This is a genomic window from Mesorhizobium sp. LNHC232B00 (genome assembly GCF_000502435.1).
GTDB classification, from domain to species: domain Bacteria; phylum Pseudomonadota; class Alphaproteobacteria; order Rhizobiales; family Rhizobiaceae; genus Mesorhizobium; species Mesorhizobium opportunistum.
Map to the genome: position 1 here is coordinate 14,438 of NZ_AYWP01000034.1, position 12,564 is coordinate 27,001.

11 protein-coding genes are annotated in these 12,564 nt (G+C 63.7%); 2 read left to right on the forward strand and 9 right to left on the reverse strand.

Annotated features, from left to right (window positions below; translation table 11 throughout):
* Window positions 1-284: 284 nt before the first annotated feature.
* Genes X743_RS142420 through X743_RS142410 form a run of 3 tightly spaced genes read right to left on the reverse strand, consistent with a single transcriptional unit; the run spans window position 285 to window position 3,905 of the window.
* Entirely contained in the window at window positions 285-1,445 is a 1,161-nt protein-coding gene (locus X743_RS142420) for a M20 aminoacylase family protein (protein ID WP_023768509.1), read from the reverse strand.
* Window positions 1,438-2,682 (reverse strand): Zn-dependent hydrolase, encoded by a 1,245-nt coding sequence (locus tag X743_RS142415; protein WP_023768510.1) that lies wholly within the window; start codon window positions 2,680-2,682, stop codon window positions 1,438-1,440. The genes X743_RS142420 and X743_RS142415 overlap by 8 nt, the downstream gene beginning before the upstream one ends.
* A complete protein-coding gene (locus X743_RS142410; RefSeq protein WP_023768511.1) occupies window positions 2,679-3,905 on the reverse strand; it encodes a diaminopropionate ammonia-lyase in 1,227 nt (408 codons plus the stop codon). The genes X743_RS142415 and X743_RS142410 overlap by 4 nt, the downstream gene beginning before the upstream one ends.
* Window positions 3,906-4,008: 103 nt before the next feature.
* On the opposite strand from X743_RS142410, the gene X743_RS142405 reads away from it, so the two are divergent.
* Window positions 4,009-4,482, forward strand: a complete 474-nt coding sequence (locus X743_RS142405) for an Lrp/AsnC family transcriptional regulator (protein ID WP_023768512.1) — start codon at window positions 4,009-4,011, stop codon at window positions 4,480-4,482.
* Window positions 4,483-4,556: 74 nt separating this feature from the next.
* Window positions 4,557-5,705: an NAD(P)/FAD-dependent oxidoreductase gene (locus X743_RS142400; protein WP_245264321.1), complete on the forward strand. Its 1,149-nt coding sequence runs from the start codon at window positions 4,557-4,559 to the stop codon at window positions 5,703-5,705.
* Window positions 5,706-5,738: 33 nt separating this feature from the next.
* Here X743_RS142400 and X743_RS142395 read toward each other — a convergent pair whose 3' ends face one another.
* From X743_RS142395 to X743_RS1000000173000, 6 genes are all read right to left on the reverse strand, one after another.
* Entirely contained in the window at window positions 5,739-7,847 is a 2,109-nt protein-coding gene (locus tag X743_RS142395) for a molybdopterin oxidoreductase family protein (protein ID WP_023768514.1), read from the reverse strand.
* A gap of 84 nt (window positions 7,848-7,931) precedes the next feature.
* Window positions 7,932-9,809: an ABC-F family ATP-binding cassette domain-containing protein gene (locus X743_RS142390; protein ID WP_023768515.1), complete on the reverse strand. Its 1,878-nt coding sequence runs from the start codon at window positions 9,807-9,809 to the stop codon at window positions 7,932-7,934.
* A 139-nt stretch (window positions 9,810-9,948) separates the two neighbouring features.
* Window positions 9,949-10,401, reverse strand: a complete 453-nt coding sequence (locus tag X743_RS142385) for a MucR family transcriptional regulator (RefSeq protein WP_013896252.1) — start codon at window positions 10,399-10,401, stop codon at window positions 9,949-9,951.
* Window positions 10,402-10,561: 160 nt separating this feature from the next.
* A complete protein-coding gene (locus tag X743_RS142380; protein ID WP_013896253.1) occupies window positions 10,562-10,765 on the reverse strand; it encodes a hypothetical protein in 204 nt (67 codons plus the stop codon).
* Complete coding sequence (locus X743_RS142375) at window positions 10,758-11,684, reverse strand: DMT family transporter (protein WP_031258534.1); 927 nt, start codon at window positions 11,682-11,684, stop codon at window positions 10,758-10,760. The genes X743_RS142380 and X743_RS142375 overlap by 8 nt, the downstream gene beginning before the upstream one ends.
* Window positions 11,685-11,729: 45 nt before the next feature.
* Window positions 11,730-12,563, reverse strand: a complete 834-nt coding sequence (locus X743_RS1000000173000) for a hypothetical protein (protein WP_023768517.1) — start codon at window positions 12,561-12,563, stop codon at window positions 11,730-11,732.
* Window position 12,564 lies beyond the last annotated feature (1 nt).

A 12,564-nucleotide genomic window follows, 5' to 3' on the forward strand; every position in this document is an offset into this window, starting at 1 on the left:
TCTTCCCGCAAGTCCCCCAAAGACCAGCCGCTTTATGCCAGCAACACACTAACTTCCCGCAAGTGCGAATATTCCAAATTTAATGAGTGCTAATTTAGCAAGGCGGCGCCACGGAGAAGAAGGCCGGCGCCGCTTGGGAGGAGAAAGGCGCCGGCCAAGCGGATAAGAGGTCCGCCGCAAGGAAGAGGCTAGCTGAGTCTTGCCGCTACGTCATGCAGGATCGAGGATTTTGGCTCTTTCCGGGCGTTTTCCCCCGCAAAACGCACCAAACGAGTCCTCGCCCTTCAAATCCCAAGGCGCCGCCTGGCGATGGCGACATGGAAGTTGGCACCGAACAGCAATCCCTCATCATTGAAATCATAGCTGGAATTATGGAGTGGCGCCGAGGCCTCGCCATTGCCGAGGAAGACAAAACAGCCCGGCACGTGGTCGAGGAAACGGGCAAAATCCTCCGAGGCTGTCATCGGCTCACCCGCCACCGCGATGTTGCCGGGTTCGAAGACGGTCCTAGCGGCGGCGAAAGCAGCGTCGACCAGTTCGGCATCGTTGCGCAGCGGCACGAATTCGCGGCTATAGTTCACTTCGGCGGTGACGTTGTAAGCGGCGGCGGTGCCTTCGGCAATTATACGCATCTGGCGTTCGATCCCGGCGCTGACCTCGGGGCGGAAGCTGCGTGCGTCGCCAAGGATGCGAGCCAGGCCGGGCAGCGCATTGCGGGTACCATCGGTGATCAGTTCGGTCACCGAAACCACCGATATGTCGGCCGGGCTCAGCCGGCGCGAGACGATGGTCTGCAGATTGGTGACCAGCGCGCAGGCGGCGACCAGCGTTTCGTTGCCCGAATGCGGACGCGCCGCGTGGCCGCCGAGCCCGCTCAGTACGATCTCGAAGATGTCCTCGGCCGACATGATCGGGCCGGCGCGGGTCTCGAAATGCCCGATGGGCAGGCCGGGCATGTTGTGCAGCCCAAATATCTCGTCGAAGGGGAAACGCCGCATCAGGCCATCGTCGAGCATGGCCAGCGCGCCCCTGCCCCATTCCTCCGCCGGCTGGAAGATGAAGCGCACGGTGCCATCGAAACCGCCCTCCGCAGCCAGCCGCTTTGCCGCGCCGAGCAGCATGGCGGTGTGGCCATCATGGCCGCAGGCATGCATGACACCGGGATTGCCGGACCGGTACGAGGCGGTCGACTGCTCGGCGATGCGCAGCGCATCCATGTCGGCTCGCAGCGCGATGGCACGGTTGCCGCTGCCGCGCTTCAGCGTGCCGACGACACCAGTCCCGCCGACGCCCTCGGTGACATTGTCCAGGCCGAATTCGCGCAGCTTGGCGGCGACGAAGGCCGCGGTGCGCTTCTCCTCAAAGCCGAATTCGGGATGCGCGTGCAGGTCACGCCGCCACCCGGTCATTTCCAGCTGCAGCGTTTCGGAATCGAGTTCAGCCATTCCCGCGCTCCCCCATCCCCGCAAGGTCGGCGACCACATCAAGCAGGATGTTGGCGCCGGCGACAAGCTCGGCATCTTCGGTGTGCTCGCGGGGACTGTGGCTGATGCCTCCGGCGCTCGGCACGAAAATCATCGCCGCCGGCGCGATGCGCGCGATCATCTGCGCGTCATGGCCGGCGCCCGAGGTCATGCGCCTCGAGACGAGCCCGCGCTTGCTCGCGGCGGCCTCGATCAGTTCGACGACCCGGCCGTCGAAAATGACGGGCTCGAAGCGCGCCAGCCTCTCGACCGTCACGGTAATGCCCTCGTCGGCGAGCCGTTCCAGAAAGGCGGCCAGCGCCGCCTCCTCCGCCTGCAAATGCTGTTCGTCGGGATCGCGCAGGTCAACGGTGAAGACGGCGCGCGATGGAATGACGTTGATGGCGTTCGGCTCGAAGCGCATCGTGCCGACGGTGGCAACGGTTGGCGAATTGGAGGCCGCTGCCCGGTCATGTAGGAAGGTGACCACGCATGCAGCCGCATATCCGGCATCGCAGCGCATCGACATCGGCGTGGTGCCGGCGTGGTTGGCGACGCCGTCGATGGTGATGCGCTGCCAGGAGATGCCTTGCAGGCTCTCCACCGCGCCGATGGGGATGCCCTCGCGCTCCAGGACCGGCCCCTGCTCGATATGCAGCTCGACATAGATGTGCGGCTTGAGAAAGCCAGGTTCGCGATCGCCCGCATAGCCGATGCGGGCGAGTTCCTGGCCGAGCGTGCTGCCGTCCGTGCCGACGGCGGCGAGTGCCGCTTCAACTTCAACGCCGCCGGCATGGACCAGCGATCCCATCATGTCGGGAGAGAAGCGCACGCCTTCCTCGTTGGTGAAGGCTGCGACGGCAATTGGGCGCGACGGCGAAAGGCCTGATGATTTCAGCGTCTCGATCACCTCCAGCCCGGCAAGCACGCCGTAGCAGCCGTCATAGATGCCGGCGTCGATGACCGTGTCGATGTGCGAGCCGATGAGCACCGGCGCCTGCCCGTTATTGTTCGCGTCTTGCCAGATGCCGAAGATGTTGCCGATGCGGTCGATAGCGACTTCGAGCCCGGCCTGCCGCAGCCAGCCGACGAAGAGGTCGCGACCGAGCTTGTCGGTGTCGGAAGCGGCCAGACGGATCAGCCTGCCCTCCGCGTCGCGGCCGACGGCGCCGAGTTCACGGATACGGCCAAGCAGGCGCTGTGCGTCGATCGCGATCATGGCATGGCCTCGACAGCAAGCTTGGCCTCGACAGCAAGCTTGCCGGCCAGCACCTCGGCGGGGCTCATGCCGACGAGACCGGCATAACGGCTTGGGTCGGTGGCGCCTTCGGTGTTGATCACCAGCACGCGGGATTTGCCGTCGAGCCCGAGTTCGGCCTTGTTTTCGGCCACCGCCCGGATCAGCCCGGCAAGGCCGACGCCGCCGCTTTCACCGGCGACGATCACCGGGTCGCCGCCGGACGGCCGCGCCAGCCGCCGCATCACCGCGACGGCGTCATCCTCGTCCACGGTCATGAAGGCGTCGGCAACGCGCGCCAGCACGCGCCAGGCGACTGACGAGGCCTCGTAGCATTCAAGCATGGCCATCACCGTCGGCTCGTCATGCGGCACCTTGACCACGCGCCCTGCCCGGGCAGCTGCGACAACGCAGGCGGCACGGGCCGGCTCGACGACAATGAAGGTCGGCCTGGCATTGCCGAGCACGATGGCTAGATGGCCGGCAACCGCGGCGGCAACGCCGCCGACGCCTGCCTGGACAAAGACGTGGGTCGGCGGTTCGCGGAGCTGGCGCAGCGCCTCGCGCACGATCGCGGTATAGCCTTGCATCACCAGGCCGGGAATACGCTCATAGCCCGGCCATGACGTGTCCGACACCACGGTCCAGCCCTTCTCGGCGGCGACCTTTGCGGCTTGCCTGACCGAATCGTCATAATTGCCCTCGACACGAACCATCTCCGCACCATAGCGGGCTATTGCCGCGACCCGCTCGTCGCTGACGCCGGCATGGACAAAGATCACGGCCTTGGCGCCGGTGAGCTCGGCACCTTGCGCAACGGAGCGGCCGTGATTGCCGTCGGTGGCGCAAGCGACCGTCATCGTCGCGGCGACCGAGCGGACATCAGGCCGGTCGAGATCACAGACATCGAGAGGGCGGCCGAGCCGCTTTCCTGCCTCCTCCAGAACGAGGCGGAAGACCGCATAGGCGCCGCCGAGCGCCTTGAAGCTGCCGAGGCCGAGACGAAAGCCCTCGTCCTTGACATGCAGCGCACCGAGCCCGAGTTCGCGCGCCAGCGCCGGCAGCGCGTGCAGCGGCGTCATCCTGTGATTGTCGCGATGGGCAAGAAAGCGCTCGACCGTGTCCGCCCCGGCAATCCCGAGGGTCTCGGCATCGGCCGCGTCAAGCGGCTGGCGATGCAGGGCATTGCGGTTGGGCAGGAACACTGGTGGCCTCCTTGGCGATCGCCGAGAATATATTGCAAGACCGGCGCAAAAAGCGCTGTATTTGGGCCCTTGAAATGCAAGTTTGTTTCGCCGGACATCGCCATTGCCTCAACCGTCACTCGACAGTTTCGATCTCGCCATCCTTGCCATCCTGCAGCGAGACAACACCACGCCGCAGCGGCTGATCGGCGAAGCGGTGAACCTGTCGGCGCCGGCGGTGCAGCGCCGCATCAAGCGCATGGAGCAGGCCGGGGTCATCGCGGGCAATGTCGCCCTAGTCGAACCGGCGGCCGTCGGCCAGCCCATCACCATCTTCGTCGAGGTGGAGCTGGAGAGCGAGCGGACCGAACTGATCGACGCGGCCAAGCGGCAATTCTCGGCGACGCCCGAAGTGCAGCAATGCTACTACGTCACCGGCGCGGCCGACTTCATTCTGATCATCACCGTGGCCGACATGAGCGCCTATGAGGCACTGACGCGAAAACTGTTTTTCGGCAGCAACAATGTTAGAAAATTCCGCACCTTCGTCGCCATGGACCGCGTCAAGGTCGGGCTGACGGTGCCGTTGCCAAGTTGAGTCTTGCGGCAGGGAGGCTCCAGTCCGGCCTGCCATGCTTTTGACATTCTCCGGACGCGAATTGAGTGATGGAGGTGCACTTGGACGACACCACACCAGTAGCGATCATCGGCGCCGGGCCTGCGGGTCTGGCTGTTGCCGCTTGTCTGAGGCAGGCCGGCGTCGACTTCACCATCATCGAAAAAGAGCAGCAGGCCGCACCCGCCTGGCGGCGCCATTACGAGCGCGTCCACCTGCACACGACGAAGCGCTATTCGTCCCTGCCCTTCGTGCCCTTTCCCAAGCATTATCCACGCTACGTGCCGCGCGCTCTCTTCGTCGACTATCTCGATGCCTATGCGCAACGCTTCGAGCTGCGGCCTCGGTTCGGAGAAACGGTAAAAGCGGTCACTCGGGACGGTCGCGGCTGGCGGGTCGAAGCGACATCCGGTCCGTTGCGCGCCAAGCATGTGGTGATCGCGTCAGGCTACAATGCGGAGCCCTTGCGACCCGAATTTGCGGGCATCGACACCTTCACGGGCAAGACGCTGCACAGTGCCGACTATCGCAATGCCACGGCTTTTGCCGGTCAGTCGGTGCTGGTCATCGGCATGGGCAACACCGGTGCCGAGATCGCGCTCGATCTGGCGGAAAGCGGCGCAAAACCGACGATTTCCGTGCGCGGCGGCGTTCATATCGTGCCGCGCGAACTGTTCGGCGTGCCGATCCAGATTGTCGGCATGGCGGCGCGGCTGGGACCGCAACGCTTCAACGATGTTCTCTTCCCCATCATCCTCGACCTGGTGCTGGGCAGGCTGGAAAAATATGGGCTCAAACGGCCGGGACAGGGGCTGCTGGAACAGATCGCGATTGCATCACGCATTCCGGTGATCGACGTCGGCACCATCGGCAAGATCCGCGAAGGCACGATCAAGGTTGCGCCCGATATTGCCGAGATATCGGGGCGCTGCATCCGTTTTGCCGACGGCAAAAACGGCGAATTCGACGCGATCGTCTTCGCGACAGGTTACCGGCCGGGCTATGCCAAATTCCTTGAGCCGGGCATCCAGCCGGACCGCAGCGGCGTTACCGCGCAAGCTTCGGATCTCAGCCTCTACCTTGTTGGTTTCCACAACGCCGTGACCGGCTTGCTGCGCGAAATCGGGATCGAAGCCCAGGCGATCGCCGACGACATCCGTTACCGGCTGAACAGGAAGAAGGCGGCAGAAATCCTGCCGGTGTGATTGGGTGCGAGTGGAGCGAAGCTCCGTTCGGCCTCAACTTGGCTTGCGCAGCCAGACCTTGTTGTCGTGGAAGGCAGCGCCGCCATAGGGCGCCGGCGCATCGGCGCCGGTCAGCACGTTGATGCCCTCGCCGCGCTCATGCGCGCTGTTCGGCCAGATGCCTTCGGCGATGACGACGCCGCGCTTGATGCCGTCGAACAGCTTGGCGTGCAGCACCACCTCGCCACGCTGGTTGCCGATCTCGACACGGTCGCCGTCGGCCAGCCCAAGGTCTGCCGCATCCTCGCGGTGCAGGAGCAGCACCGGCCTGCCTTCCTTTTCCTTGGACACCGGCGTCTCGGCAAAGGTCGAGTTGAGGAAATTGCGGGCCGGCGAGGTCGCCAGCCGGAACGGATGCGCCTCGTCGACCACCTCGATCAGGTCGACATGGTCGGGAAATTCCGGCAGCCGGTCCACCGGGCCGAACAGGCCCATGCTCTTCGGCGGCCTGTTGGGGGCCGCCTGTCCGGTCCAGTCGGCGCGGAAGCGGAATTTTCCATCCGCATGGCCAAACCCCTTGATGAAATGCGCGGTCTCGAAATCCGGCTGCAGGTCGACCCATTTTTGCTCCTTCAGGCTGTCGAAGCTGCCCAGCCCGCGCTTCCCCAAGATGATGTCGATATGCTGCTGTTCGGTGAGACCAAAGCCTGGGCGGTCGGCGACCCCCAGGCGCTCGGCCAGCTGCTCGATGACGAAATGGTTGGTGCGCGGCCCTTCCGGCGGCTCGATCAGCTTGGGTCCGAGCGTGATGTGCTGGTTGCCGCCACCCTTGTAGAGATCGTCATGCTCGAGGAACATCGTCGCCGGCAGCACGACATCCGCGAGTTTTGCCGTGTCGGTCATGAACTGCTCGTGCACGCAAGTGAACAGGTCGTCGCGCAGAAAACCCTGCTTCACCAGCCGCTGCTCGGGCGCGACATTCACCGGATTGGTGTTCTGGATCAACATGGCCGTCACCGGCGGTCCGCCATAGAGCGCGTCCGCCGCGCCGGTCAGCACCGGGCCGATACGCGAATGGTCGAGATGACGGATCGAGGGATCGCGCATCCTGGTGCCCTCCAGCACCTCCTGGTTGAGCTTGAAGATGCCGGAATTGGAATGGAAGGCGCCGCCGCCCTCATATTGCCAGCTGCCGGTGACCGCGGCTATGCAAGAGGCGGCATGCATGTTGACGGCGCCATTGCGCTGGCGGGCAAAGCCGTAGCCGAGGCGGAAATAGGTTTTTTTGGTCGTGCCGACGAGGCGGGCGAAGGCCTCGATCTCGCCAATGGTCAAACCCGTGACGCCAGCCGCCCACTCCGGCGTGCGTGTCTTGAGATGCGCTTCGAGCCCCTTCGGGTCGTCGGTGTATTTTTCGAGATAGGCGCGGTCGGCCATGCCTTCCCTGAACAGCACATGCATGACCGCGCAAGCCAGCGCGCCATCGGTGCCGGGCTTGAGCACAAGACCCATGTCGGCCTGCTTCATCGTAGCGTTTTCATAGACGTCTACGACGACGATCTTCGCCCCACGTTCCTTGCGCGCCTTGATGGCATGGGTCATCACATTGACCTGCGTGACCACGGCATTGGTGCCCCAGATCACCACGCAATCGGACTTCGCCATCTCGCGCGGGTCCGGCCCACGCAAGGCGCCCGCGCCCATCATCCAGCCGGTCCAGGCTAGATTGGTGCAGATCGATCCGAAGAAGCCTGAATACTTTTTCGCGTGGCGCAGCCGGTCGATGCCGTCGCGCTGCACCAGACCCATCGTGCCGGCATAGAAATAGGGCCAGACCGTCTCCGAGCCGTATCTTGCCTCGGCCGCGATGAATTTTTCGGCGACGAGGTCGAGGGCTGCCTCCCAGCTCGCTTCCTTCCAGACGCCATCGCCCTTGGCGCCGGCGCGGATCAGTGGCTTCAGCAGCCGGTCCGGATGATGCACGCGGTCCGCATAGCGCGCGACCTTGGCGCAGACGACGCCGGCCGTGTAGGTGTTGGCCTTGGCGCCGTGGACACGGCCGATGCGGTTGCCGTCGAGCAGCTCGACCTCGAGCACGCAGGTCGATGGGCAATCATGCGGACAGGCCGAATGGCCGATGCGGAGCTTCGCGTGCTGGTTCATGGGGGTGACGTTAGCGGGTTTTGGGGGCTGCGTGTAGGGCCAGATGACTAGCCAATCTCCCCCACAAGGGGGGAGATTACGCACTCACTCCGCCGTGCCTTCCTCGTACTCCGCCGACATGGTCAGCCATTTTTCCTCATGGCCGGCCAGCGTCTGGGCGAGTTGCGAGCGTTCCTTGGCTAGCCGCGTCGCAGTAGACGGGTCCTTTTCGTAGATCGCCGGGTTGGCCAGCTCATCCTCAATGCCGTCGATGCGCTTGCGGATGCGGTCCATCAACGCCTCGGTGGCGCGAATTTCCTTGGCCAGCGGTTCGAAGGCGGCGCGGCGTGCGGCCGCGTCGCGGCGGCGGTCGGCTTTCGACGCCTTGTCGGCCTCGCGCTTGCCACGGCGGTCGCCGGACACGCCGGTGACCAGCGTCTTGTAGTCCTCCAAATCGCCATCATACGGGTTGACCGCGCCGTCCTTGACCAGCCACAGCCGGTCGGCGGTCGCTTCGAGCAGGTGGCGGTCGTGCGAGATCAGGATGACGGCGCCGGGAAACTCGTTGAGCGCATGGATCAGCGATTCACGGCTGTCGATGTCGAGGTGGTTGGTCGGCTCGTCGAGGATGAACAGGTTCGGGCCCTCGAAGGCCGACAGGCCCATCAACAAACGCGCCTTCTCGCCGCCGGACAGGTCCTTGGCGGGCGTGTTCATCTTCTCGGTGGTGAGGCCGAACTGGGCAACGCGGCCGCGCACCTTGGATTCCGGCGCTTCCGGCATCAGCCGGCGAACATGCTCATAGGCGTTTTCCTCCGGGCGCAGATCGTCGAGCTGGTGCTGGGCAAAGATCGCCACTTTCAGCCCGGGCGCCACCGTCATCGTGCCGGTTTCCTGCTTGAGCCGGCCGGAGAGCAATTTGGCGAAGGTCGACTTGCCGTTGCCGTTGGCGCCGAGCAGCGCGATGCGGTCGTCGGCGTCGATGCGCAGCGTCATCTTCTTCAGGATCGGCTGGCCCTCGGTGTAGCCGACATTGACGTTGTTCAAGGCAACGATCGGCGAGGCCACCGTCTTCACCGGTTCGGGAAAAGAGAACGGCCGCACCGAATCGTTCACGATGGCCGCGATCGGCTTCATCTTCTCCAGCGCCTTGATGCGCGACTGCGCCTGCCTGGCCTTCGAAGCCTTGGCGCGGAAGCGTTCGACGAAGGATTCCATATGCTTGCGGGCGGCTTCCTGTTTGACGCGGCCCTTCTCCTGCAATTCCTTCTGCTCGGTATACTGGCGCTCGAACTGGTCGTAGCCGCCACGCCAGAAGGTCAGTTTCTTCTGGTCGAGATGGACGATCGAATTGACGGCGCGGTTGAGCAGGTCGCGATCATGCGAGATCAGAAGCACGGTGTGCGGGTATTTCGAGACGTAGTTTTCCAGCCACAACGTGCCTTCGAGGTCGAGATAGTTCGTCGGCTCGTCGAGCAGCAGCAGATCCGGTTCCGAAAACAGCACGGCGGCAAGCGCCACGCGCATGCGCCAGCCGCCAGAGAAGGACGAGGCCGGCCGGCGCTGCGCTACATCGTCGAAGCCGAGGCCGGCCAGGATGGTGGCGGCGCGGGACTCGGCCGAATGCGCGTCGATGTCGGCCAGCCGCATGTGGATGTCGGCGATGCGGTGCGGATCGGTGGCGGTCTTTTCTTCTTCGAGCAGCGCCGTGCGTTCGAGGTCGGCCTTGAGCACGATCTCGATCAGCGGTTCCTCGGTGCCAGGCGCTTCCTGCGCCACCTGGCCGATGCGCGTGTTCTTCGGCAGGCTGATCGAGCCGGTCTCGGAGGGAAAATCGCCGGTGATGGTCTTGAACAGCGTCGTCTTGCCGGTGCCGTTGCGGCCGACAAGGCCTGCTTTGGTACCGGCCGGCAGGGTCAGGGAGGCATGGTCGAGAAGCAGGCGCCCCGCCATGCGCAGCGAGAGGTCATTGATGATAAGCATGGCCGCGCTTTTGCACGGGAGATCAGTGCTTCGCAAGGCCTTGCGGACCAGTTGGTCGCGCAAGGCCTCAAAACGGGCACCCGCAAGTGCCCGTCAGTATCGCAGATCGGCGGCTTTCGTGCCGGTCGAGCCACCGCCCTCAGGCAGTGGCCTTGCCGCGCTTTGCCGTCTTGGCCACCGCGGCCGGTGCCACGGCCGGCTTACGGCCAAGTCCCGTTGACTTCGCCAGCGCCGACCGGGTCGCCGAGTAATTCGGGGCGACCATTGGATAGTCCGGCGGCAGGCTCCACTTGGCCCGATAGTCGTCCGGGCTCAAGCCATAGTCTGTCCTGAGGTGTCGCTTGAGCGACTTGAATTTCTTTCCATCCTCCAGGCAGACGATGTAGTCGGGAAATACCGACTTTTTCGGATTTACGGCAGGAACCAGACTCGGGCTTTCAACGACAGCCGCACCGGCCAGCTTTCGAACCGAGGCGCTGACGCTGGCAATCAGGTCAGGCAAGCCGGAAGCTGGAAGTGGATTGTTGCCAACATAGGCCGAGACAATATCGGCCGTGAGCTCGATAACGGTCTTATCCTCGATATTTGACAATGCTTTCACCTTATTTGCGACAAAACCATCTACCCCAGTGAAGACTTTTGTCTATGTATCCTTCTAACCGCGCCCCCAACGGACTACCAAGCCCCAAAACGAATCAAGACTTGCCACCAACTATCTTTATGGAAAATGGGCGCCGCGCAAATTAGAAAATCTAATACTTGGTAGCGACAGACTTGGCTGTCCGGCTGTCGGCCAATATCTCAAGAATACGCTTCCAACGGGCACAACGCCCAAAATCCTTCTGTTCAATCGCCTTTTCGGCCTTCATCGCCGCGTATAAGGGCGCCTCGGCGCCGAATTCCTTAAGCAGCCAATGCGCTTCCCGCCTGGCGAGGCGCTCATTTTCATCAAACATAGTTTTCCGCCTCCGAGCGTTCCAGGCCGACCGCGACACAACTGCCGATGACAAGGACGGCTCCGGCAACGGCCGTCATCGTCAGTCGTTCGCCGGACAGGGTCAGCAGCAGCGTCGAAGCAATCGGCGTGAGATAGGCGACGACAGCAACCTTGCCGCTGCCTTCGAGTTTCAGGGCGCGCGACCAGAAATAGTAGCCCAGCCCCATCGGACCGGCGCCGAGATAGAGCCCGAGAGCAAGGTCCGTGCCGGTGGGCAAGGCAACGCCATCGCGCGCGCACCACGCAAGCGTCAGGGCGACGCCGATCAGCGACGACGGCAGCAAAAGGCGATCCGGCGAGGTGGCGACCCGTCCCACCATCACCGAATAGAATGCCATGCACAGCGCGGACCCGAATGCCGCGCAATAGCCGACGAGATCGCCCTGGAACCAGGTTCTGTCGCGCCCGCCTGAAATCACCAGCGCGACACCTATGAAGCCAAGGGTCGCGGCGAGGCCCAACAGGGCTGGACGCCGTGGGTTTTCAAAGATGATCACCACCGCGGCAACCATCAAAGGCCAGGTGTAGGCCACAAGGTTGGCCTCGATCACCGGCATCGAAGCGAAGGCGATGTATTGCAGCACCATGGTGCCGACAAGACCGATGAAACCGACCGCGAGCGGAAGCAGCGCGGCCCTCGCGCCGGCCGGCGGAGCGCTCTCCCGGCTCGTGAACCGGATCAGGGCAAAGACCAGTGCGGCCCCCGCGAATTGCAGGAACTGCACCTGCGACACCGAGTGGTTCGCCAGCAGGGATTTGCCGACAAGGGCATTGGTGGACCACAAAGCCACCGCGCCGGCGGCAAAGACCAGCGCGGATATCGAACCTGATCCATGCGGAAAGAACCGGTATGGGGCTCTATCTCCGTGCTTGACCATGATCTCGTCCGAGAACCGGTTCCCACTTTTCGGGATCAAGGTTGTCTACCATGATTCCCTGGCTCCTCCCGGTACCGGTGCTTCGGCGGGAGCCGGCGCCGGATGTTCCGCCTCGAACCGGCGATAGGCCGGCAGCTGGTTCGTCCAGACATCCTCGGCCAGTTCGTTGACCCATTCGCGGTCTTGGTCGTTGTCGGCGGCGAGATAGAACATGCGGTTGTCGTCGACATAGGGCTTGGCCACCGAGCGCTGGTTGAGCACCAGCGTCACGCGCTCGCCGAACTGGATCGGCGCCGTGCGATGCAGGACGCCCAGAAACTGCCCGAGCGTGGCGTAGTTCATCTTGTGATCGATACGCATGATGCGGTTGCGCGGGATCTCGTGGCCGGATTCGAGGATGGCACGGCCGGTTTCCGAGTCGTCGCAATAGATTTCGAGATGGCCGCCAACCAACGGATTGCTGATCGACAGCGGGATGAGCTCGGTGACCGGGACGCCGTCGCAATGCCAGTCCACGGCGCCATCCCTGGGATTCATGAAAGTGACGGTCGAGCCGACGATCGACAGTGGATAGGGCTCAAGCTTGGTGCCCATCATGTCGGACAGACGCTCCAGCCGCAGCTTGTCGTGCAAAAGCTCCTTGATCTCCGGAATATAACGGTCGGCGCCGGTGATGAAGGTCAGATCGAGGTGCTTGTGCACGGCATGGCTGGCCTTGAGTTTGAGCGCCGCCTCTTCGATCGCCGCAAGCAGTGCCGGGTCATAGCCGTGCAGATATTGCGCGACGCCGAAGCTCGACACTTTCCAGGCGGTTTCGTGGCCGATGATGGCTTCTCGACTCATCGCATAACGCAGTTCGGGGATCGTATGGGCGTTCATT